19 protein-coding genes are annotated in these 21,711 nt (G+C 67.6%); 6 read left to right on the top strand and 13 right to left on the bottom strand.

All coding sequences use genetic code 11. The features are described 5' to 3' along the window. The first annotated feature begins 118 nt into the window (after positions 1–118). Both dnaJ and ACTRWB_RS14430 read left to right on the top strand, forming a co-directional pair. Positions 119–1,255, top strand: a complete 1,137-nt coding sequence (dnaJ, locus tag ACTRWB_RS14435) for a molecular chaperone DnaJ (RefSeq protein ID WP_129513771.1) — start codon at positions 119–121, stop codon at positions 1,253–1,255. Between the two features lie 4 nt (positions 1,256–1,259). Then, a complete protein-coding gene (locus tag ACTRWB_RS14430; protein ID WP_446902289.1) occupies positions 1,260–3,164 on the top strand; it encodes a chorismate-binding protein in 1,905 nt (634 codons plus the stop codon). 145 nt (positions 3,165–3,309) lie between these two features. On the opposite strand, the gene panB is transcribed toward ACTRWB_RS14430, so the two are convergent. Genes panB through hda form a run of 6 tightly spaced genes read right to left on the bottom strand, consistent with a single transcriptional unit; the run spans position 3,310 to position 8,401 of the window. After that, complete coding sequence (panB, locus tag ACTRWB_RS14425) at positions 3,310–4,125, bottom strand: 3-methyl-2-oxobutanoate hydroxymethyltransferase (RefSeq protein ID WP_446902288.1); 816 nt, start codon at positions 4,123–4,125, stop codon at positions 3,310–3,312. 44 nt (positions 4,126–4,169) lie between these two features. Continuing rightward, on the bottom strand, positions 4,170–4,856 hold the full coding sequence (locus ACTRWB_RS14420) for a deoxynucleoside kinase (protein ID WP_446902287.1): 687 nt from the start codon (positions 4,854–4,856) through the stop codon (positions 4,170–4,172). Next, the gene (folK, locus tag ACTRWB_RS14415; RefSeq protein WP_048242923.1) at positions 4,853–5,395 is read right to left on the bottom strand and encodes a 2-amino-4-hydroxy-6-hydroxymethyldihydropteridine diphosphokinase; all 543 of its coding nucleotides are present in this window, start codon (positions 5,393–5,395) and stop codon (positions 4,853–4,855) included. The genes ACTRWB_RS14420 and folK overlap by 4 nt, the downstream gene beginning before the upstream one ends. Before the next feature lie 35 nt (positions 5,396–5,430). After that, complete coding sequence (pcnB, locus tag ACTRWB_RS14410; protein WP_193097670.1) at positions 5,431–6,972, bottom strand: polynucleotide adenylyltransferase PcnB; 1,542 nt, start codon at positions 6,970–6,972, stop codon at positions 5,431–5,433. Between the two features lie 5 nt (positions 6,973–6,977). After that, entirely contained in the window at positions 6,978–7,655 is a 678-nt protein-coding gene (locus ACTRWB_RS14405; protein ID WP_129513776.1) for a histidinol-phosphatase, read from the bottom strand. An 11-nt stretch (positions 7,656–7,666) separates the two neighbouring features. Further along, positions 7,667–8,401 (bottom strand): DnaA regulatory inactivator Hda, encoded by a 735-nt coding sequence (gene hda / locus ACTRWB_RS14400; RefSeq protein WP_319022249.1) that lies wholly within the window; start codon positions 8,399–8,401, stop codon positions 7,667–7,669. Positions 8,402–8,651: 250 nt separating this feature from the next. On the opposite strand from hda, the gene purM reads away from it, so the two are divergent. Both purM and ACTRWB_RS14390 read left to right on the top strand, forming a co-directional pair. Beyond that, positions 8,652–9,707: a phosphoribosylformylglycinamidine cyclo-ligase gene (gene purM, locus ACTRWB_RS14395; RefSeq protein ID WP_129513777.1), complete on the top strand. Its 1,056-nt coding sequence runs from the start codon at positions 8,652–8,654 to the stop codon at positions 9,705–9,707. Between the two features lie 100 nt (positions 9,708–9,807). Beyond that, positions 9,808–10,203, top strand: coding sequence for a YybH family protein (locus tag ACTRWB_RS14390; RefSeq protein WP_446902286.1), 396 nt, complete (start codon positions 9,808–9,810; stop codon positions 10,201–10,203). A 22-nt stretch (positions 10,204–10,225) separates the two neighbouring features. Here the strand turns inward: ACTRWB_RS14390 and tet are convergent, their stop codons facing one another. Then, complete coding sequence (gene tet / locus ACTRWB_RS14385; protein ID WP_446902285.1) at positions 10,226–11,419, bottom strand: Tet(A)/Tet(B)/Tet(C) family tetracycline efflux MFS transporter; 1,194 nt, start codon at positions 11,417–11,419, stop codon at positions 10,226–10,228. 62 nt (positions 11,420–11,481) lie between these two features. Between tet and tetR the strand changes: the two genes are divergently transcribed. Continuing rightward, a complete protein-coding gene (gene tetR / locus ACTRWB_RS14380; RefSeq protein WP_446902284.1) occupies positions 11,482–12,114 on the top strand; it encodes a tetracycline resistance transcriptional repressor TetR in 633 nt (210 codons plus the stop codon). A 21-nt stretch (positions 12,115–12,135) separates the two neighbouring features. Here the strand turns inward: tetR and miaA are convergent, their stop codons facing one another. Next, complete coding sequence (gene miaA / locus ACTRWB_RS14375; protein ID WP_446902283.1) at positions 12,136–13,110, bottom strand: tRNA (adenosine(37)-N6)-dimethylallyltransferase MiaA; 975 nt, start codon at positions 13,108–13,110, stop codon at positions 12,136–12,138. Next, a complete protein-coding gene (mutL, locus tag ACTRWB_RS14370) occupies positions 13,107–15,086 on the bottom strand; it encodes a DNA mismatch repair endonuclease MutL (protein ID WP_446902282.1) in 1,980 nt (659 codons plus the stop codon). The genes miaA and mutL overlap by 4 nt, the downstream gene beginning before the upstream one ends. A gap of 175 nt (positions 15,087–15,261) precedes the next feature. On the opposite strand from mutL, the gene ACTRWB_RS14365 reads away from it, so the two are divergent. Next, positions 15,262–15,945, top strand: coding sequence for a DedA family protein (locus ACTRWB_RS14365; protein WP_446902281.1), 684 nt, complete (start codon positions 15,262–15,264; stop codon positions 15,943–15,945). An 85-nt stretch (positions 15,946–16,030) separates the two neighbouring features. On the opposite strand, the gene ACTRWB_RS14360 is transcribed toward ACTRWB_RS14365, so the two are convergent. The 4 genes from ACTRWB_RS14360 to ACTRWB_RS14345 all read right to left on the bottom strand — a co-directional run bounded on the left by ACTRWB_RS14360 (position 16,031) and on the right by ACTRWB_RS14345 (position 21,675). Continuing rightward, a complete protein-coding gene (locus tag ACTRWB_RS14360; protein WP_446902280.1) occupies positions 16,031–16,843 on the bottom strand; it encodes a mechanosensitive ion channel family protein in 813 nt (270 codons plus the stop codon). A gap of 201 nt (positions 16,844–17,044) precedes the next feature. Then, the gene (locus ACTRWB_RS14355) at positions 17,045–18,472 is read right to left on the bottom strand and encodes a mannose-1-phosphate guanylyltransferase/mannose-6-phosphate isomerase (protein ID WP_446902279.1); all 1,428 of its coding nucleotides are present in this window, start codon (positions 18,470–18,472) and stop codon (positions 17,045–17,047) included. A gap of 83 nt (positions 18,473–18,555) precedes the next feature. Continuing rightward, positions 18,556–20,526 carry a capsular polysaccharide export protein, LipB/KpsS family gene (locus ACTRWB_RS14350; RefSeq protein ID WP_446902278.1) on the bottom strand — a complete coding sequence of 657 codons (1,971 nt, stop codon included), beginning with the start codon at positions 20,524–20,526 and terminating at the stop codon, positions 18,556–18,558. Continuing rightward, on the bottom strand, positions 20,527–21,675 hold the full coding sequence (locus ACTRWB_RS14345; RefSeq protein ID WP_446902277.1) for a glycosyltransferase family 4 protein: 1,149 nt from the start codon (positions 21,673–21,675) through the stop codon (positions 20,527–20,529). Positions 21,676–21,711 lie beyond the last annotated feature (36 nt).

The following is a 21,711-nucleotide window of genomic DNA, read 5'->3' as shown; positions in this document are numbered from 1 at the left end:
TTGGCGGGTGCTGCGCGAGCCGTCCGCGGACGGGTGCAGCGCCAGACGAGTCGAGAGACTTTACTGCAGGCGAAAGGAGCCGCCGCGTGCGCGATGCGTGGCGGCACAGTGAATCGATATGGCGAAACGGGATTACTACGAGGTTCTGGGCGTCGCGAAGAATGCGGGCGACGACGAAATCAAGAAGGCATATCGCAAGCTTGCGATGAAGTATCACCCTGACCGTAATCCGGACAGCAAGGATGCGGAAGAGCATTTCAAGGAGGTGAAGGAGGCCTATGAAATGCTGTCGGACAGCCAGAAGCGGGCCGCGTACGACCAGTACGGCCACGCGGGCGTCGATCCGAACATGGGTGGTGCGGGCGCACAGGGCTTCGGCGGCTTCGCGGATGCGTTCGGCGACATCTTCGGCGACATCTTCGGCCAGGCCGCGGGCGGCGCCGCACGCGGCGGCCGCGGCGGCCCGCAGGTGTATCGCGGCGCCGACCTGCGCTACAGCATGGAAATCACGCTCGAGCAGGCCGCGCACGGCTACGACACGCAGATCCGCGTGCCGAGCTGGGTGTCGTGCGAGGTCTGCCACGGGTCGGGCGCGAAGCCCGGCACGAAGCCGGAAACCTGCCCGACCTGTCATGGCCAGGGCACGGTGCGCATGTCGCAGGGTTTCTTCAGCATCCAGCAGACCTGCCCGAAGTGCCATGGCACCGGCACCTACATCCCCGAGCCGTGCGTGCACTGCCACGGGTCGGGCAAGGTGAAGGAAACCAAGACGCTCGAAGTGAAGATCCCGGCCGGGATCGACGACGGGATGCGGATCCGCTCGGCCGGCAACGGCGAGCCGGGCATCAACGGCGGGCCGCCGGGCGACCTGTATGTCGAGATCCACATCAAGCCGCACTCGGTGTTCGAGCGCGACGGCGACGATCTCCACTGCCAGATGCCGATCCCGTTCACGACCGCCGCGCTCGGCGGCGAGATCGAGGTGCCGACGCTGGCCGGCCGTGCGTCGTTCCCGGTGCCGGAAGGCACGCAGTCGGGCAAGACGTTCCGCCTGCGCGGCAAGGGTATCAAGGGGCTGCGTTCGAGCATCGCGGGCGATCTGTACGTGCATGTGCAGGTCGAGACGCCCGTGAAGCTGACCGACCACCAGCGCGACCTGCTCAAGCAGTTCGAGAAGTCGTTGGCCGAGGGCGGCGCGCGTCACAGCCCGCAGAGCAAGAGCTGGTTCGACCGGGTGAAGAGCTTCTTCGAGTAACAGCATGACTGAAGGCAACGAGAGCGCGTCGTTCGCGCTCTTGGACGATTGCGACTCGACCGCGTCCGCGCGGTCGAGTCGTTTGTATTCGGGTTTCGTGCACGAACGCGTGTGCACGGACCCGGCGCGGCTCGACGAGGTCGACGCGGCGGTTGCGCAGGATCTGCGCGACGGGCTGCATGCGGTCGTCGTCGGCGATTACGCATTCGGACGCAACCTGCAACGAGCGCAGCCGGGCAATGCCCCGCTGCGCTTTTTGTTGTACGCGCGCTGCGAGCGCCTGTCGCGCGACGAAGTCGACGCGTGGCTCGCGCAGCAGGACGGCGGCGGCACGCCGTCGATCGCGGGCGTCGCGCATGTCGCGAAGAGCGTGTCGCGCGATGCGTTCGACGCGGCGATCGCCGCGGTGCACGACGCGTTGCGCGCGGGCGATTCGTATCAGATCAACTACACGTACCGGCTGAATTTCGACGTGTTCGGCACGCCGCTCGCGCTGTACCGGCGGCTGCGCGCGCGCCAGCCGGTGCGGTACGGCGCGCTGATCGCGCTGCCCGGCGGCGCGTGGGTCGTGTCGTGCTCACCCGAGTTGTTCGTCGAGAAGCACGGCGACGTGCTGCGCGCACGGCCGATGAAGGGCACCGCGCCGCGCTCGGCCGATCGCCGCGAAGACGCGGCGGCTGCCGCGTTCCTCGCGAGCGATCCGAAGAACCGCGCGGAAAACGTGATGATCGTCGACCTGCTGCGCAACGACGTGTCGCGGATCGCGCGTACCGGTACGGTCCGCGTGCCGGCGCTGTTCTCCGTCGAGCCGTATGCGTCGGTGTGGCAGATGACGTCGACGGTCGAGGCCGGCTGGCGCGCCGGCACGACGTTCGCGCAGATGCTGCGCGCGCTGTTTCCGTGCGGATCGATCACGGGCGCGCCGAAGTACCGGACGATGCAGTTGATCGACGCGATCGAAACGACGCCGCGCGGGCTCTATACGGGCGCGATCGGCTGGCTCGACGCGCCGCCGGACAGCGCCGATTCCGTCGCGCGCGGCGAGCGTGCGGGCGGTTGCGGCGATTTCTGCCTGTCGGTCGCGATCCGTACGTTGACGCTCGACGCGGCCGGCACGGATATCGAAGCACACGATCCGGCAACGGCAACCGCCGGCCGGCGCCGCGGCACGATGGGTGTCGGTGCGGGCATCGTGCTCGACAGCGTCGCGGCCGACGAATATGCGGAGTGCGAATTGAAAGCGCGATTCCTGACGGACGCCGATCCCGGCTTCCAGTTGTTCGAAACGACCGCCGCCACGCATGCGGACGGCATCCGGCATCTCGATCGTCATCTTGCGCGGCTGCAGCGCAGCGCGGATACGCTCGGCTTCCGCTTCGACGCCGACGCGTTGCGCCGCGAGATCGACGTGCGCTGCGCGGCGCTCGATGGCGACGGGGCCTACCGAATGAAGCTCTCGCTTGCGAAGGACGGCACGGTCGAGATCGTTGCGGCGCCGCTCAAGCCGTTGCCGGCGGGGCCGGTCGGCGTGCTGCTGGCGTCGGCGCACGGCTTCGCGCCGACCCGCGCGAGCGATGCGCTGCTGCTGCACAAGACCACGCGCCGTGCCGAATACGACCGCGCGTGGCAGGCGGCGGAGGCGCTCGGCGGTTTCGACATGCTGTTCGTCAACGAGCGCGGCGAGGTGACGGAAGGCGGGCGCTCGAACCTGTTCGTGAAACTCGACGGCCAGTGGGTGACGCCGCCGCTGGCGTCCGGCGTGCTGCCGGGCGTGATGCGCGGTGTGCTGCTCGACGATCGCGCGTTCGGTGCGACGGAGCGCGTCGTGACCTGCGACGATCTTGCACGCGCGCAGGCGCTGCTGCTGACCAATGCGTTGCGTGGCGCGCTCGACGCGGTATTGAAGTGATGACGTGACGGATCTGGCACCGCGCTTGCGCCGGTGCCGCGAAGCCTTGCAACGATGCTGCGTGCCAACAAAAAGCGCGGCGCCCCGCAAAGGGCGCCGCGCTTTTTCACATCCGCGTGCCGGCAAACGAGCTACCGGCTGCAAATCAAAACGAATGTTCCGGCCCGGGGAACGTGTGGTCCTTCACCGCGCTCACGTACGCTTCGACGGCCGCCTGAATGTTCGGCTGACCCTGCATGAAGTCCTTCACGAAGCGCGGCCGCTTGCCGGGGAAGACGCCGAGCATGTCGTGCAGCACGAGCACCTGCCCCGAGCAGTCGACGCCCGCGCCGATGCCGATCGTCGGAATCTTCAGCATGTGCGTGACTTCGGACGCGACGAGCGTCGGCACCGCTTCGAGCACGACGAGCTGCGCGCCCGCGTCTTCGATCGCGCGAGCATCGCGCAGCAGCTGCGCGGCGCCGGCTTCGGTCTTGCCCTGCACCTTGAAGCCGCCGAACGCATGCACCGATTGCGGCGTGAGGCCGAGGTGCGCGCACACGGGCACCGAGCGTTCGACGAGGAAGCGGATCGTATCGGCCAGCCATTCACCGCCTTCGAGCTTGACCATCTGCGCGCCCGCGCGCATCAGCTTGACCGAGTTCGCGAATGCGTCGACCGGCGTGCCGTACGTGCCGAACGGCAGATCGGCGACGACGAGCGCGCGCGGCTGCGCGCGTGCGACACAGGCCGTGTGATATGCGATGTCGTCGAGCGACACCGGCAGCGTGGTCGTGTGGCCCTGCAGCACGTTGCCGAGCGAATCGCCGATCAGCAGCACGTCGGTGCCCGCGCGATCGAGCAGCGCGGAAAAGCTCGCGTCGTAGCAGGTGAGCATCGCGATCTTCTCGCCGGCGTCGCGCATTGCCTGCAGCTTGGGTACCGTCACGGCAGGCCGGCTCGATTCCTGGAGATAGGTCATGGGGAAATCCGGGTCGATAGGTGAAGAACGGCAGGCGGGACGCGTCAGCGCGTCGTCTCGCCCTTGACGAAGAATTCCTTGCGGCCGCGCATCGTCTCGATGCGCTCGACCAGCAGGGCAAGGTCTTCGGGGGAATCCAGCGGGTTCAGGTGTTCCGCGGCGACCGTCAGCACCGGGGTGCGGTCGTAGTGGTAGAAGAATTCGTTGTACGCGTCGACGAGCGAGCGCAGGTACGCGTCGCTGATCTGCAGCTCCATCGGCAGCCCGCGCTTCTGGATGCGCGAGAACAGCACTTCGGGGCTGGCCTGCAGATACACGACGAGGTCGGGCGACGGCGCCTGCGGCACATCCACGTGCGTCGCGACCGAGCGATAGAGCTGCCATTCGTCTTCCGGCAGGTTCAGCCGCGCGAAGATGTCGTTCTTCTGCGGCATGAAATCGGCGACGACGGGGCGGCCCGTTTCGAGCGCGCCGATCAGCTCGCGCGCCTGCTGCGCGCGCTGCAGCGCGAACGACAGCTGCACGGGCAGCGCGTAGCGCGCGGTGTCGCGATAGAAGCGTTCGAGGAACGGGTTGTCCTGCGGGCGTTCGAGCAGCGTCTGCATCGACCAGCGCTCGGCGAGCAGGCGCGCGAGCGACGTCTTGCCGACGCCGATCGGGCCTTCGATCACGAGATAGTGGTGCGGGGCGCGCAAGTCGGGCGCAGTGACGGTCAGCGGAGTCGAGTTCATCGGCAGCGGTTCTTGTCGGTGTCTTCGCCGGCCGCGAGCGCCTTCTGCATCAGGCACTGGCAGGTCTGCACCTTCTCGACGCGCTGGTCCGCGACGGCGGCGAGAAAGGCGTCGGCGCGGCCGCGCGCGGGGATATCGAGCGCCGGATCGATCTCGACGAGCGGCACGAGCGCGAACGCGCGGTCGGTGAGGCGCGGGTGCGGGACGATCAGGTCGGGTTCGTCGATCGAGTCGGCGCCGAACAGCAGGATGTCGAGATCGAGCGTGCGCGGCGCGTTGCGATACGGGCGCTCGCGCCCGAAGTGATGTTCGATCTTCTGGCAGAGCGCGAGCAGCTCACGGGCCGAGAGCGTCGTGTCGAGCTTGACGACGCAGTTGTAGTAATCGTCGCCGCCCGCTTCGAAGGGCGCCGTGCGATACAGGCTCGATTTGCCGAGGATCGAGATGGTGCGCTGCTGCGCGAGGCACACCACCGCGTCCTTCAGGGTCTGGCGCGCATCGCCGAGATTCGCCCCCAGTCCGATATATGCAACCGTCATGGCATCACTTCCTACGTCGTTCGCCGACGAGCGCGTCAATCGTCGGAACCGCCCGCGGTGTCCGGTGCCTGCTCGGCGGCACCTTCACCCGGCTTGCGGTTTCGCACGCCGCCGCGGCGGCGCCGCTTGCGGGGCGATTTTTCCTTCGAGCCGCCTTGCGTGAGCAATGCCTCGCGAGCGGCCGCGTCGCCTTCGATGAAATCCGTCCACCACTGTCCGACATCCGCATCGAGCTCGCCGGATTCGCAGCGTAACAGGAGGAAATCATACCCCGCTCTAAACCTTTGGTGTTCCAGCAGCCTCATCGCGCTGCGGCCCGAGCGTTTTTCGAGGCGCAACTGCAGGCCCCAGATCTCGCGCATGTCGGCCGAATAACGCTTGTGGATCGCGAGTTTCTCGGTCTGCATGTCGAGCACGTCGTCCATCGCGCGATGGAGCGCCGGCACCGGGATTTCGCCTTCGGCCGTGTATTGCTCGAAACGCTGGCGCATGTCGTGCCACAGCAGCGTCGCGAACAGGAAGCCCGGCGACACCGGCTTGCCGGCGCGCACGCGCGCATCGGTGTTGTTCAGCGCAAGCGTGATGAACTTCTCGCCCTGCGGCTGTTCGAGCACGACGTCGAGGAGCGGCAGCAGCCCGTGGTGCAGGCCTTCCTTGCGCAGCCGCGTCAGGCACGCGAGCGCGTGGCCCGACAGCAACAGCTTCAGCATTTCGTCGAACAGGCGTGCGGCCGGCACGTTGTTGATCAGGTCGGCCAGCGCGTTGATCGGCTCGCGCGTATGCGGCTCGATCTCGAAACCGAGCTTCGCCGCGAAGCGCACGACGCGCAGCATCCGCACCGGATCCTCGCGGAACCGGGTAGCCGGGTCGCCGATCATCCGCAACAGGCGGGCGCGCATGTCGGCCATCCCGTCGTGGTAATCGAGCACCGTCTGCGTCGACGGGTCGTAGTACATCGCGTTGATCGTGAAGTCACGGCGCGCGGCATCTTCGTGCTGCTCGCCCCACACGTTGTCGCGCAGCACGCGGCCGCTCGCGTCGACCGCGTGCGTGCGGCGATCGAGTTCGTCGCGCTTCAGGCGCTTCGGCGGCTCGGCCGCGGCGGCAGCCTCGGGCGGCGCGTCGACCAGCGCGCGGAACGTCGACACTTCGATCAGTTCCTGGCCGAACTGCACGTGGACGATCTGGAAGCGGCGGCCGATCAGGCGCGCGCGGCGGAACAGGCGCTGCACCTCGGTCGGCGTCGCGTCGGTCGCGACGTCGAAGTCCTTCGGCGCGATGCCGAACAGCAGGTCGCGCACCGCGCCGCCGACGATGAACGCACGAAAACCCGCCTGCTGCAGCGTGTCGGTCACGCGCACGGCATTCTTCGAGATCAGCGACGGATCGATCCCGTGCACGCTGGCCGGCACGATGGTCGGCTCATGGTTGCTGCGCGGTTTTTTCGCGCCGCCGCCGCGGGTGCCCTTCGAGGGGCGCGGGGCAGCAGGGGCCGCTTCGTCGGCCGGGGCCGCTGCGGGAGGTGTTTGCTCGGATTCGTCCTGACCGAGCAGCTTGCGAATGAATTTTTTGATCACGACGTTCAGAAGAGATCGAGGATACGCCAGCCGCGGTTGCTTGCATGCGCGCGCAGCGTGTCGTCAGGGTTGGTCGCGATCGGGTCGGTGACTTTCTCGAGCAACGGGATGTCGTTGTGCGAGTCGCTGTAGAAATAGCTGTGCGCGAAGTCGTCCCAGTGCTTGCCGAGTGACGCGAGCCACGCTTCGGTACGCACGATCTTGCCTTCGCGATAGCTCGGTGTGCCGGTCGGCCGGCCCGTGTACGGTGAATCGGGATGCCCGTCGGTCGTTTCGACCTCGCACGCGATCAGCGTGTCGACGCCGAATGCGGTGGCGATCGGGCGCGTGATGAATTCGTTGGTGGCCGTCACGACGCAGCACAGGTCGCCCGCATCGAGGTGCTTGCGCACCAGCTCGAGCGCGGCGGGCGTCATCGCGGGACGGATCACCTCGTGCATGTATTGCTCGTGCCAGTCGGCGAGCTGCGCACGCGAATACTTCGCGAGCGGCGTGAGCATCGCCGTGAGGTACGCGTGGATGTCGAGCTTGCCGGCCTTGTAGTCGGCGAAGAACTGATCGTTCTGACGCGAGAAGCTTTCCGCGTCGACGATGCCGAGCTTCACCATGAAGCGACCCCATTCGTGGTCGCTATCGGTCGGGATCAGCGTGTGATCGAGGTCAAAGAGTGCCAGATTAGTCATGGAAGCGCATTTTACTCGAAGCGGTTCGGGCCCGTGCCCGGTGGTGTGATGTCGTCGCCGGGACGCGCCAGCATTCGGCGCAGCAACGGCAGCGTGACGGCGCGTTTCTGCTCGAGCGAGAAGCGGTCGAGCGCGTCGAGCAGCGCCATCAGGCTCGGCATGTCGCGGCGGAAATGGGTCAGCAGGTAGGCGGCGATGTCGTCGGTGAGCGCGATCCCGCGCTCCTTCGCGGCGAGCTTGAGCACGGCGATCTTGCCGGCGTCGGACGGCGGCGACAGGTGGAACACGAGCCCCCAGCCGAGGCGCGTGCGGAGATCCTCGCGCACGTCGAGCGCAAGCGGCGCCGCGGGGCCCGCCGCGACGAACGCGCTCGATGGATGCGCGCGAACCTCGTTGAACAGGTTGAACAGCGCGACCTGCTGCGTGTCGGTCATCCGGTCGCAGTCGTCGATCGCGTAGATGCCGATGCGCGGGTCGAAGGTGAACGCGCCGAGCGGGCTCTGCGGCGTCAGATAGCGCGCATAGCCGTACGACGCGTCGCTCACGAGCGCCTGCAGCAGATGGGTGCGGCCGCTGCCGGGCTCGCCCCAGATGTAGAACGAACGGTCCGGCACGGGGCCCGCCGCGAGCGCGAGGTCGAGCTTCTGCAGGCGCGAGATGAGCTCGTCGTTCTCCTCGTTCATGATGAAGTTGTCGAACGTGGCGGGCGGCGGCGTGCCGAGATCGAGCGTCAGTTGACGGGACACAACAGTCACAATGCGGGTCGGTTGAAAAAACGCGTGCCGTACGCCGGGCACGCGTGGGGGAATGCGGCTCCGCTGGCTGCACGCGCGACCGTACGCACGGCGCCGTGCCGGTTTCGGCGCGGTTCGCTGGGCGTTGAAAACGGGGACGTGTTGACCAAGATGCAATCCCTGACGATTCGGTGCTGGGAATTCCGGCCAACCGGCCGGCTTCGGGTAAAATCGCATTTTACCGACCTTCTCGCATTCCCCCATGAATCCTCCGAAATCCGCTCCTGACGCTCAGGGTCTGTCCTATCGCGACGCAGGCGTCGACATCGACGCGGGCGACGCGCTCATCGACAAGATCAAGCCTTTTGCGAAGAAAACCCTGCGCGACGGCGTGCTCGGCGGCATCGGCGGGTTCGGCGCGCTGTTCGAAGTGCCGAAGAAGTATCGCGAGCCCGTGCTCGTGTCGGGCACCGACGGCGTGGGCACCAAGCTCAAGCTGGCGTTTCATCTGAACAAACACGACACCGTCGGCCAGGATCTCGTCGCGATGAGCGTGAACGACATCCTCGTGCAGGGTGCCGAGCCGCTGTTCTTCCTCGACTACTTCGCGTGCGGCAAGCTCGACGTCGACACGGCCGCGACGGTCGTCAAGGGCATCGCGCAAGGCTGCGAACTGTCGGGCTGCGCGCTGATCGGAGGTGAAACGGCCGAAATGCCGGGCATGTACCCGGACGGCGAATACGATCTGGCCGGCTTCGCGGTCGGCGCGGTCGAGAAGAGCAAGATCATCGACGGCAGCACGATCGCCGAAGGCGACGTGGTGCTGGGCCTCGCATCGAGCGGCATCCACTCGAACGGCTTCTCGCTCGTGCGCAAGATCATCGAGCGCGCAAACCCCGACCTGTCGGCCGATTTCCACGGCCGTTCGCTCGCCGACGCGCTGATGGCCCCCACGCGCATCTACGTGAAGCCGTTGCTCGCACTGATGCAGAAGCTGTCGGTGAAGGGCATGGCGCACATCACGGGCGGTGGCCTCGTCGAGAATATTCCGCGCGTGCTGCGCGAAGGCCTCACCGCCGAGCTCGACCAGAACGCATGGCCGCTGCCGCCGCTGTTCAAGTGGCTGCAGGAGCACGGCGGCGTCGCCGACGCGGAAATGCACCGCGTGTTCAACTGCGGGATCGGCATGGCCGTGATCGTCTCGGCGGCCGATGCCGACGCAGCGATCGCCGACCTGACCGCCGCCGGTGAACAAGTGTGGAAGATCGGCACCGTGCGTGCGACCCGCGAAGGCGAGGCGCAGACGGTCGTGGTCTGACGCGCCGCCCGCAGCAGATGCAGCAGGAAAAGCCGCCCGGAGTCGATCCGGGCGGCTTTTTTTTCGGGCGCCGCGCGGCGCCGATGAAGGAGGGACGACGATGACCGAAGACGAACGCGCGATCCGCGAACTCGTGGAAAACTGGTTCGTGTCGAGCCGGCGCGGCGATCTGGCGACCGTGCTCGACCTGATCGCCGACGACGCGATTTTCATGGTGGCCGGCAAGCCGCCGTTCGACAAGGCGGCGTTCGCGGCGGCATCGCGTGATGCGAACGCGGGTGCGGAGCACGCGCCGAAGGTCGATGGCCGCTACCGGATCGACGAGCTGCGCGTGATGGGCGACTGGGCGTACATGCGCAATTTCCTCGAAATCGACGCGACACCGCCGGGCGGCGAGACGATCCGCCGTTCGGGGCATACGCTGACGATCTTCCGCAAGGCCGACGGCCGCTGGCAGCTCGCGCGCGACGCGAATCTCGTGACGCTCGCGCACTGAGCGCGGCGGCGCCCGCCGTCGCTCATGCGGACGGCCGCGGCGCGCCTGCCGGCCGCGCGCCGGCCAGCAACGGCGGCACGAGCAGATAGAGCAGCGCGGCCGCGGCCCACACGAGCCCCGGCCACGTCGCGCGTGTCGCCGCATAGGTCGCGGTGATGACCAGCGGCCCCGCGACGCCGATCAGGCTGGCCACGCTCGCGAGCGTGCCCTGCAGTTCGCCCTGGCGCGCATCGTCGACCTGCCGCGCGAGCATCGCCTGCAGCGCCGGCAGCGTCATGCCGCCTGCCGCGAACAGCGGCAGCAGCGCGAACGGCACCCACGCGGCGGTCGCGAACGCGATCGCCACAAGCCCGAGCGCGTCGCCCGCGAGGCCCAGCGCGAGTGCGCGGCGCTCGCCGAGCCGTGCGATCAGCGGCCCGATCGCGAATGCCTGCGCGAGCGCGTGGCACGCACCGTAACCGGCGAGCGACAGCCCCGCGATCGGCGTCGACCAGCCGAAATGCTCCTGGCCGTACAGGATCCACAGCGTCGCGGGCGCCTGCGACACCAGCGCCACGATCACGTAGATGCCGACCAGCGGCGCGAGCGCGGGCGCGCCGCTCAGCCGGCGCAGGCTCGCGAACGGGTTGAACGCGGCGAGCGCCCGGCTTTCGCGGGCCGCACGGGGCCGCGATTCCGGCAGCGCGCGCCACACGAGCACGAGATTGAGCGCATTGAGCAGCGCGGCCGCGACGAACGGCGCGCGCAGGTGTAGCGCACCGAGCAACCCGCCGATCAGCGGGCCCGCGATGAAGCCGATGCCCATCATCGCGCCGAGCTGGCCGAAGCGCTTGGCGCGGTCGGGTTCGGCCGTGACGTCGGTCACGTACGCGGTTGCCACCGCGACGTTCGCGCCGGTGATGCCCGCGATCAGCCGCCCCACGTAAAGCCAGGCGAGCATCGGCGCGAGCGCCATCAGCAGGTAGTCGAGCGCGGCGCCGGCGAGCGACACGAGCAACACGGGCCGGCGGCCGAAACGGTCGCTCAGCGCGCCGAGCAGCGGTGCGCACAGGAATTGCGCGAACGCGTACAGCGCAAGCAGTACGCCATAGTGCGTGTCGATGCTGCCTGCGCTGGCGAGCGAGCGCAGCAGCCCGGGCAGGATCGGCATCACGATCCCGACGCCAATCGCGTCGAGCAGGACTGTGGCCAGGATAGCAATCAGGGACGGATTCAAGAGTGTGACTCTATCGATGATAGAGTGGTGATTGTTCCATAGTTTCCCTATCGGTGATAGAGATGAAGGACACAGGCGCGCGGCTGACGCGCGACACGGTATTGCGCGCGGCGCTGGAATTGCTCGATGAAGTCGGTATCGACGGATTGTCGACGCGGCGGCTCGCCGAGCGGCTCGGCGTGCAGTCGCCGACGCTTTACTGGCATTTCCGGAACAAGGCCGAGCTGCTCGACGCGATGGCCGAAGCGATCATGCTCGAGCGCCACGACGCGTCGCTGCCGCGAACGGGTGAAGCATGGGATGTGTGGCTCGCCGAGAACGCACGCAGTTTTCGCCGAGCGCTGCTGGCCTATCGCGACGGCGCGCGCTTGCACGCCGGGACGCGGCCGCGGGCGCTGCATTTCAGTTCGATCGAACGCAAGGTCGCGCTGCTCGCCGAGGCGGGCTTCGCGCCGGACGAAGCGGTCGACGTGATGTACGCGCTCGGCCGCTTCGTGGTCGGATGGGTGCTGGAGGAGCAGGCGGAGCCGGATGGCGACGCCGATGCGCCGCTGCCGGACGCGGCCGAGTATCCGCTGCTCGCGAAGGGCTGGGCCGCGTTGCGCGAGCGTGGCGGTGACGAAGCGTTCGAGCGCGGCGTCGCGTTGATTGTCGAAGGTGCCCGTGCGGGTCTGGCGGCGCGCCGGCTCGGCTGACGCCGGCTGCCGTTCGTCCGCTCAGCCCGGCGTGCGGCCGTCGAGCACGCGTTCGAGCGCGTCGAGCGCGCGGGCGGTCGAGTCCGGTGCAATGCAGTCGACGACGATCCGCTCCGGCATCGCGCGCAGCCACGTGAGCTGCCGCTTGCAGAGCTGGCGCGTCGCGAAGATGCCCTTGTCGCGCATCATCCGGTAGTCGGTGTCGCCGTCGAGGTATTCCCATGCCTGCCGGTAACCGACGCAACGCATCGACGGCAGGTCGGGATGAAGGTCGTCGCGCCGGCGCAGCCGCTCGACTTCGTCGATGAAGCCCGCGTCGAGCATCGCGTCGAAGCGTTGTTCGATCCGCGCGTGCAGTACCGCGCGATCCGACGGTTCGAGCGCGACCGGCACGAAGCGGTACGCGGTGGCCGCATCGTCCGCGCGCGGCGGCGCGGCCAGCAGCACTGACATCGGCTGCCCGCTCAGCATGAAGATCTCGAGGGCGCGCTGGATTCGCTGCGAATCGTTCGGCGCGAGCCGCGCGGCCGTATCGGGATCGACCTGCGCGAGCCGCGCGTGCAGCGCGGGCCAGCCGTCGCGCGCGGCGTCGGCATCGAGCTGCGCGCGCACGGCCGGATCCGCGGACGGCAGGTCGTTGAGCCCCTGCGTCAGCGCCTTGTAGTACAGCATCGTGCCGCCCGCGAGCAGCGGCGTGCGGCCGCGCGCGACGATCTCGCCGATCAGGCGCAGCGCGTCCGCGCGGAAATCCGCGGCCGAATACGCGTCGGCCGGGTCGATGATGTCGATCAGGTGATGCGGCACGCTCGCGCGTTCTTCGCGCGTCGGTTTCGCGGTGCCGATATCCATGTCGCGGTAGACGAGCGCCGAATCGACGCTGACGATCTCGATCGGGCGGCGCGCGGCGAGCGCCAGCGCCGCGGCCGTCTTGCCCGAGGCGGTGGGGCCGAGCAGGCAGGCGATCGTCGTCGGGCGGGAGTGCGGTACCGCGTTCATTGTCCGCGCATGAACAGGCGGTCGAGATCGTTCAGCGTGAGCTGATACCACGTCGGCCGGCCGTGATTGCACTGGTCCGCGCGTTCGGTCGCCTCCATCTGGCGCAGCAGCGCATTCATCTCGTCGAGCGTCAGGCGCCGGTTCGCGCGCACCGCGTGGTGGCACGCGAGCGTGCCGAGCAGTTCGTGCTGACGCTCGGTGAGCACACGCGAGCCGCCGAACGCGTGCAGGTCGGCGAGCACCGCGCGCGCGAGCGACTGCAGGTCGGCATCCTTCAGCAGCGCGGGCACCGCGCGGATCGCGAGTGTCGTCGGCGACAGCACCGCGAGATCGAAGCCGAGCGATTCGAGCGTGTCGCGTTCTTCCTCGACGGTACCGATTTCGATCGGCGTGGCCGTCATCGATACCGGCAGCAGCAGCGACTGCACGGCGACCGAGCGATCGGCGAGCGCGTTCTTGAACTGTTCGTACAGGATCCGCTCGTGCGCCGCGTGCATGTCGACGATCACGAGCCCGTGCGCGTTTTGCGCGAGCACGTAGATGCCGTGGATCTGGCCGAGCGCGAAGCCGAGCGGCTGCTCGTCGTGCGTGCTCGCGGCGATCGGCGATGCGGAGAAGCCCGGCAGCGGCGCGCCCGGCGCGTCGGCCGAATCGCGGGCGAGGCCCGTCGTGCCGTCCGGCGTGCCCGCGCCCGTGTCCTTGCGGCCGAACAGCGCATCGTAGAGCGCGAGCGGCTGCGCGACGGGCAGCGTGCCCTGCGTCATCCGCGCCTGGCGCATCCAGGTGTTGCCCGTCGACGACGCGGACGACGACGGCGACGAGAAGCCGCCACCGGTGGCCTGGCCCTGGCCGAGGGGCGTGTCCAGGAACGATGCGGGCCCGCGCGGCGCGGGTTCGAGATGCGCGGCATGGCCGCCCGCGGTGGTTTCCGGCGACGCACCCGCGTGGCGCGCGAGTGCGCGCTGGACCGCGTGGAACACGTACTGGTGAATCGAGCGCGAATCGCGGAACCGCACCTCGATCTTCGACGGATGCACGTTCACGTCGACGGCTTCGGGCGGCAGGTCGAGGAACAGCACGTACGACGGGTAGCGGTCGCCGTGCAGCACGTCCTCGTAGGCTGCGCGCACCGCGTGCGTCAGCAGCTTGTCGCGCACGAAACGGCCGTTGACGAAGAAGTACTGCTGGTCGGCGCGCCCGCGGCTCGCGGTCGGCAGCCCTGCGCAGCCGTAGACGGCGAGCGGGCCGGCCTGCTCGTCGAGCGGCAGGTGTGCGGTCGCGAAGCTGTCGCCGAGGATCTTCGCGACGCGCTGCGCGGGTTCGGTCGCATTCCAGTGCTCGACGGCCTTGCCGTTGTGCAGTACCGAGATCGCGACGTCCGGCCGCGCGAGTGCCGCGCGGCGGATCATTTCCAGGCAGTGGCCGAACTCGGTCTGCTCGCTCTTCAGGAACTTGCGCCGCGCGGGCGTGTTGAAGTACAGCTCGCGCACCTCGATCGTCGTGCCGGTCGAGCCGGCGGCGGGCGACAGCACGCCCGTCTGCGCGTCGATCTTCATCGCATGCGCGGCATCGGCCGTGCGGCTCGTGATCGACATCTCGGCGACCGACGCGATCGATGCGAGCGCTTCGCCGCGGAACCCGAGCGTCGCGACCGCCTCGAGCTCCTCGAGCGAGCGGATCTTGCTGGTTGCGTGGCGCATCAGCGCGAGCGCCAGTTCGTCGGGCGGAATGCCGCAACCGTCGTCGGTGATCGAGATGCGCTTGACGCCGCCTTCTTCGAGCACGATGCGCAGCGTCGTTGCGCCGGCGTCCATCGCGTTCTCGAGCAGTTCCTTGACGACCGACGCCGGGCGTTCGACGACCTCGCCGGCCGCGATCTGGCTGATCAGCTGGTCGGGCAGGGGCTGGATCGCGCGCAGCGGGCGCGGAGCAGGGGCGGGCGCGGCGCCCGCGGCCGTTTCGGTGATATCGGACATGGCCGAATTATAGCGAGGCGGCGGATACGTGCCGGGGCGACGAACCGTTACGTTTTTTCACGGAGCCTTAAGGTAGTTTGGGTATCATGGGTCCGGTACGCGCGCTGCGCCTTGGCCGGCGGGCGCTTCCGCCTTTTCTGGCCGTTCCGGCCCTTTCGCCTTCGAGGAATCGCATTTGGATACGCTGCTTCATTTCGTCAATCTGGTCCTGCATATCGACGCATTCCTCGGCGATTTCATCCGGCAGTACGGCGCATGGGTCTATCTCGTGCTGTTCCTGATCGTGTTCTGCGAGACGGGGCTCGTCGTGTTCCCGTTCCTGCCCGGCGATTCGCTGCTGTTCATCGGCGGCGCGTTCGCGGCGACGGGCGAAATGAACGTCGGCGCGCTGATCGTGCTGCTGCTCGTCGCGGCGATTGCCGGCAACACCGTGAACTACCTGATCGGCCGCTGGGTCGGCCCGAAGGTGTTCAATACGCATATCCCGGTGCTCGAGCGCTTCCTCGATCGTGCCGCGCTGCAGAAGACGCACTCGTTCTACGACAAGCACGGCGGCAAGACGATCGTGCTCGCGCGCTTCATCCCGGTCGTGCGTACGTTCGCGCCGTTCGTCGCGGGCGCGTCGTCGATGAGCGCCGCGCGCTTCCAGCTCTTCAACGTGATCGGTGCGCTGGTCTGGGTGCTGCTGCTCGTGCTGCTCGGTTATTTCTTCGGCAACATCCCGTTCATCCGCCAGTACCTGAACGTGATCGTGCTGGTCGGGATCGGTGCGGCGATCGTGCCGGTCGCGCTCGGCGCGGTGTGGAAGCTCGTGCGCGGGCGGCAGTCGGACGATACGCAGAAGACGAGCGGGCGCTGAGCGGGCGCGTATCCGGTCCTGTTTCGAGCAATAAAAAAAGCGTGGCAATTCAATTGCCACGCTTTTTTTTCGTCCGCCGCGCTCGTTACGCGCTGCGATGCGAGACCGGCGTTTCGGGTGTCGGGTATTGCGCGTCGCGGAACGTCTCGAGGATCACGCGGTTGGTGTCGCAGTACACCTGCCAGTAGTTCTCGGGTGCCGTGGACGGGCGCACGAACAGCAACGGGCCTTCCGGCGTGAACTGGAACACGCCGACGTCCGGCGCCGGGTTGGTCAGCACGTTCGGGATCTGCTGGATCGACGCTTTCAGGCGGTTGATTGCATCGACCGCATCGACGCCGTTGGCGATCTTCGCGGTCAGGTCGACGCGACGATGCGACGTCGCGCTGTAGTTCGCGATGTTGTCCGAGAAGATCTTGTTGTTGCCGACGATCGTCACGATGTTGTCGGGCGTGATGATCGTCGTGCCGAACAGGCCGAGCTCCTTCACCGTGCCGGTGACGCCGCCCGCGTTGATGACGTCGCCGATCTTGAACGGGCGCAGCACCTGCATGAACACGCCGGCGGCGAAGTGCGCGAGCAGGCCGCCCCAGGCCGTGCCGATCGCGAGGCCGAGGCCGGCGAGCAGGGCGGCGAACGAGGTCGTCTGCACGCCGAAGATCTGCAGGATCGCGAGGATCAGCAGGACCGTCAGCAACACACCGACGACGGAGGTCAGGTAGTCGGTCAGCGTCGGGTCGACCTTGCCGCTGCGGCGAACGACCTTGCCGAGCAGGCGGGTAGCGATGCGGATTGCCCAGCGGCCGATGAACCACAGTACGATCGCGGCAAGGAGGTTGAGGCCGAAGTCGAGGCCGCGGGTCATCAGGAATTGCTGGGCGGTGGCGAGATCGATCATGCGTTCTCCGAAGTCAAGAGTAAAAAGGGCGGCGCATGCACCGGGGTGGGTGGCGCTTTTATAACCTGACCTGTGCGGGCCGGGCAACCCACCTTACGTTGCTTGATGTAATGAAAAACGGGCAGGACGCTTGCGCGTACTGCCCGTTGGCGGGTGTCGGATCGAGGCCGGCGGTGGCGCGCGAACCGGAAATCGCGTTGCTTACGACGCTGCGCGGCCGTAGGTGTCTTCGAAACGGACGATATCGTCCTCACCGAGATACGCACCCGACTGGACTTCGATCAGTTCGAGCGGAATCTTGCCGGGGTTCTTCAGTCGATGCGTCTCGCCGAGCGGAATGTAGGTCGACTGGTTTTCCGTCAGGATGATTTCCTTGTTGCCGTTCGTGACCATCGCGGTGCCCTTGACTACGATCCAGTGCTCGGCGCGATGGTGGTGCATCTGCAGGCTCAGCTGCGCACCGGGGTTCACGACGATGCGCTTGACCTGGAAGCGGTCACCCTGGTCGATGCCTTCATAGGAGCCCCACGGGCGGACGACGCGGCGATGCGTGACCGATTCGTGGCGGCCGGAGGCATTCAGCCATTCGACGATTTTCTTGACGTCCTGGGCCTTGTCGCGATGCGCGACCAAGACGGCGTCGGCCGTTTCCACGATCACGATGTTGTCGAGGCCGATCGCGGCAACCATCCGGTGTTCCGCGCGGATATACGAATTCTCGACGGCGTCGGTGAAGATGTCGCCGATGAGCGTGTTGCCGTTCTCGTCGGCGTCCGCGATTTCCGCGAGCGCGCTCCACGAGCCGATGTCGTTCCAGCCGAGGTCGGCAGCGGTGACGACGGCGGCGCGTTCGGTCTTTTCCATCACCGCGTAGTCGATCGAGACGTTGGGGACGGCCGCGAACACGTCGGCGTCGAGACGGAGAAAATCGTTGTCACGCTTGGCCGACGCGAACGCGAGTTCCGCCTGGCGGGCGATCTCGGGCGCATGGCGATGCAGTTCCTCGATGTACGTGGACGCCTTCAGCATGAACATGCCGCTGTTCCAGTAATAGTTGCCGTCGGCGACGAAGCGCTCGGCAGTCGGCATGTCGGGCTTTTCGACGAATGCGTCGACCTTGTAGACCTGCTTGCCGTCGGCAATGGCCGTGCCGCGGCGGATGTAGCCGAACCCGGTGTGCGCTTCGGTCGGCGTGATCCCGAAAGTGACGAGATGCTTGTCGGCCGCGATCATTTTCGCTTCGTTGGCCGCTGCGATGAATGCCGGCTCGTTGAGGATGACGTGGTCCGACGGCAGTACCAGCAGCAACGCATCGGGCGAGTCGTGCATCGCGAGCAGCGCGGCGATCGCAATGGCGGGCGCGGTGTTGCGGCCGACCGGCTCGAGCACGATCGACGACGGCGTGATGTTGACCTGGCGGAGTTGTTCCGCGACCAGGAAACGCTGATCGTTGTTGGTGACGATGATGGGCGCCGATGCACCCTGGAGGTTACGCAGGCGCAGCGCGGTTTGCTGGACCAGCGAGTTGTCGCTGGTCAGCTTGAGATACTGCTTCGGATAGCCGCCGCGCGACATGGGCCAAAGGCGAGTGCCGCTGCCGCCACACAGGATGACTGGACAAATGTGCATCGTGGTAACTCCCTAACTCTTGACGAACGTAAGATGGATTCGAATCGACATGCATGCCGCACGGATGCGGGGCGTGGATCAGTTCATGCGCGCTCCCGTGCGTCGCGCAGGATGTGCTGGAGCACGTTGCGGATCCAGCGCCCGGCTTTCTGGAGCGGCCGGAGGCGGTCACCGTGGAGGCGACCCGATGCCCGCCGGGCGCCGGCCGCCAGTTGCGCCGCGACGGCTTCCGGTGTGGTGTAGAGCCGAAGCTGCCAGTCCCAGTACAGCGGATAGCGGATCAGGGCGCCTGCCGTCAGCATGTCCAGCGTCAACGTGCGTCGACGCCATGGCTGCGGGGTGATTGCGTCGTCCGTCAGTCCCCAGCCCGCGTAGAACGGCAGGCCGTAGGTCGAGACCGGCTTGCCGCGCAGCAACGCGTCGAAACCCGCGAGCGAGGACAGCGTATGGACTTCGTGCGCGACTTCGATGAGCGACAGCAGGTCGGCATCGCGGTCGACGACATCGGCCAGGCTGCCTGCGTCGACCAGCCCGCGCCGATTGCCCGACAGGACGTCCGGATGTGGTTTGTAGACGATGTACGCATGCGGGCGCTTCGCCCGTACGGCGTCGAGAAGCGCGTCTGCCGTCTGGATCGCTCCGGTGCCGAGACGGATCGATGCGTCGTCCGCGACCTGGCCGATGACCAGGGCCACCGTGGCGCCCGGCGGTGCTTGCCACGCCGGGGGGCGGCGTCCGAGGTTGTACTTCGTCAGGCCGGCGGACACGATCTGGTGGCGCAACGCGGCCGCGCGCGCGAGTTCGGCGTCGCCGAAGTCCGTGTCGTTCAGGATCGCCGTCAGGTCGCTGGGGCGACTGGCGTCGAAGTAAAGGCTGGTGCGATCGACGATCTGGCTGCGCGGCGCGATCATGTCCGAACCGAGTCCGTGCGAATGCAGGAAGCCGTCTTCGATCCGCACGGCATCGACGCCGGGCGGCAGCCCCTTGCTGTCGCGTGATCCCCACAGCAGCGCGTGCTCGTGCGTCGCGACTTCCGCTGCGGTGCGGGGCCAGCGCAGGGTGCCGCCGCCCGCCGTGGCGAACGGCGTGACGAACCCGCGCTTCCACCACTGAATGCCGACGCAGGCGACGGTCCGCAAATCGGCATAACGCCGCCGGACGTCGCGCTGGAGTTCGATCAGGTCGAGCAAGGCATCGAGCGTGCCGGATCGATGCGTGACCGGATCCCGATAACGGGCGAGTTGCAGGTAGACGCAGTCGAACAGCGCCGCGATGCTGGGTCGTGTGCTGCGTCCGGTCAGCGTCCTGGCATCGCGGGTGAGGCCCCAGCCCGCATAATACGGATTGCCAAATACATTCACGCGACAATTCGCGAGCAAGGCGAGCATGCCTTCCGACGCATCGAGCACGTAGACGTGGTCGACGTGGCGCAGCATGGCCGGCAACGCGCCGTCGCCGGACGCCGTACGCAGGCCGGGCGGCAGCGATCGTGCAACGGTCGATAGCCAGCGGCCGGTGCCGCCATCGCTCGAACGCGCGAGCCAGAATTCCGCGTCGGGATGGGCCGCGCGCGCAGCGTCGGCCATTTCCGCGAACGCGGCACCGCGGCGATGCGCGACGCTCCCGCCGACCCGAGGCGCCCGGGCACGCTCGTCGATCAGCAGCACGCGGGTGCGATCACCTGGCCCGAGCAGTTCCGATGGGCAGGGCGCATGCCGGTGCCGCCCGCCGGTCGCGCCGACGTCGACGACTCGCGCCATCAGGCGCGCGATATCGTCGGCCGATCCGGCCGCGGCGCGGCTTCGCAACGCTGCATCGAGGGTGGCGATCAGCGCGTCGTCATCGCCGGACGGAAGTTCGAACCACGACAGCGCGGCGTGGCCGCGACGCGGGGTTGCCCAGATGGGCCCGTGTTGCCCGGTGCGGCCGAGGTGCCGCGGCGCGGTGTGGCCGGGAACGGCCGTGCGCCCCGGCTGGACGGTCGCGGCGTCGCCACGCGAACGCGCGTCGGTCGGCATGGCGGCGGGAACGGAGGGCGGCAGCGTGGACGTCATCTACGTGAGCGAGGCCAGGAATGCGTCGACACGCGTGAAGTGGTCGGCCCAGGTCGGCGCGCGAAACTGCCCGAGTCGGGCGAGCTGGGTTGCGCGCTCGGTACTGTCGAGCCCGGCGTAGGCAAGGATTCGTTCGAACCAGCCCATGCCGTCGAGCGGATCCAGATAATCGGGAAGATCGCCGGCTATCTCGTGAAAGACGGGCAGGTCGCTCGCGAGCACGGGAATCCGCTGGTCGAGGGCTTCGATCAAAGGCATGCCGTAGCCTTCGACGAAAGAAGGAAAAAGCAATGCCTGCGCGTGCTCGAGCCATGCGCTCAGCCGCTCGTCCGGGCAGTTCGATTCCTCGATGACCGCGTCGCGCAGCGGACGGCTGCGCTCCAGCATGTCAACGACGTTCTCGCATTCCCAGCCGCGCCGCCCGATGATCACGAGCTTGGGCGCGGCGTTGCCGAACTGCTCGACCAGCCGACGCCACACATGCAGGATCAGCCAGTGATTCTTGCGCGGCTCGATCGTGCCGAGCATCACGAAGTAGCGGGCGTCGAGCGGGCGCGGCGCACCCCGGCGCGGTATGGGTCCCGGTGCGAGCGGCGCCACCGTGCAGGGCGGTGACGGCAAGCCCGATCGTTGCGCTTCGTCGACGATCGAGTCGAACGTGGCCTGCGAGTTGGCGATCAGGCCATCGGCATGCTTGAACGCGGTGTGGATGCGCACGCGATGGGTCGCTTCGACACCGGGGCGGCAATATTCGGCATGCGTGAGCGGGATCAGATCGTGAACCATGAATACCGGACGAATCCCGCGCCGCTTCATCGCCGTGTAATAGCGCGGATATTCCATGCCGTTGTGGCTGGTATGAAGCAGGATGCCGGGCATTTTGCCGAGACCGGCGCCGCTGGCGCACGCGCGCAGCACGAGTGCCGGAAGTGCGGGCGGGCGCGCGGATCCCGAAACCAGTTGCTCGAACAACCGCCGCGAGTCCTGCGCCGATAACACGACGGAGAAGCCGCGTTCGCTGAGGACGGCGCGTGCACGCGAACAATAATTCTCGACATAAGCCAAGCCGACGCGATCGACTCCCGTTGGATGCTGTCCAGCGCGGAGGCGAGTCAGGAGTCGCGTGACGTCGAGAAAGATCTGTGACACAGAGGTGGAATGGTCTTTTGCCTGAACTAGGGCGGT

It is taken from the genome of Burkholderia sp. YIM B11467, from assembly GCF_052952715.1.
The sequence above is the reverse complement of the archived record's forward strand: the minus strand, read 5'-3'. Positions and strand labels throughout refer to the sequence as shown.

Bases quoted from the DNA above. Each gene is read 5' to 3' on its own strand.
- dnaJ (WP_129513771.1), top strand. From the start codon at position 119: ATGGCGAAACGGGATTACTACGAGGTTCTGGGCGTCGCGAAGAATGCG.
- ACTRWB_RS14430 (WP_446902289.1), top strand. From the start codon at position 1,260: ATGACTGAAGGCAACGAGAGCGCGTCGTTCGCGCTCTTGGACGATTGC.
- panB (WP_446902288.1), bottom strand. From the start codon at position 4,125: ATGACCTATCTCCAGGAATCGAGCCGGCCTGCCGTGACGGTACCCAAG.
- ACTRWB_RS14420 (WP_446902287.1), bottom strand. From the start codon at position 4,856: ATGAACTCGACTCCGCTGACCGTCACTGCGCCCGACTTGCGCGCCCCG.
- folK (WP_048242923.1), bottom strand. From the start codon at position 5,395: ATGACGGTTGCATATATCGGACTGGGGGCGAATCTCGGCGATGCGCGC.
- ACTRWB_RS14405 (WP_129513776.1), bottom strand. From the start codon at position 7,655: ATGACTAATCTGGCACTCTTTGACCTCGATCACACGCTGATCCCGACC.
- purM (WP_129513777.1), top strand. From the start codon at position 8,652: ATGAATCCTCCGAAATCCGCTCCTGACGCTCAGGGTCTGTCCTATCGC.
- ACTRWB_RS14390 (WP_446902286.1), top strand. From the start codon at position 9,808: ATGACCGAAGACGAACGCGCGATCCGCGAACTCGTGGAAAACTGGTTC.
- tetR (WP_446902284.1), top strand. From the start codon at position 11,482: ATGAAGGACACAGGCGCGCGGCTGACGCGCGACACGGTATTGCGCGCG.
- miaA (WP_446902283.1), bottom strand. From the start codon at position 13,110: ATGAACGCGGTACCGCACTCCCGCCCGACGACGATCGCCTGCCTGCTC.
- mutL (WP_446902282.1), bottom strand. From the start codon at position 15,086: ATGTCCGATATCACCGAAACGGCCGCGGGCGCCGCGCCCGCCCCTGCT.
- ACTRWB_RS14360 (WP_446902280.1), bottom strand. From the start codon at position 16,843: ATGATCGATCTCGCCACCGCCCAGCAATTCCTGATGACCCGCGGCCTC.
- ACTRWB_RS14355 (WP_446902279.1), bottom strand. From the start codon at position 18,472: ATGCACATTTGTCCAGTCATCCTGTGTGGCGGCAGCGGCACTCGCCTT.
- ACTRWB_RS14350 (WP_446902278.1), bottom strand. From the start codon at position 20,526: ATGACGTCCACGCTGCCGCCCTCCGTTCCCGCCGCCATGCCGACCGAC.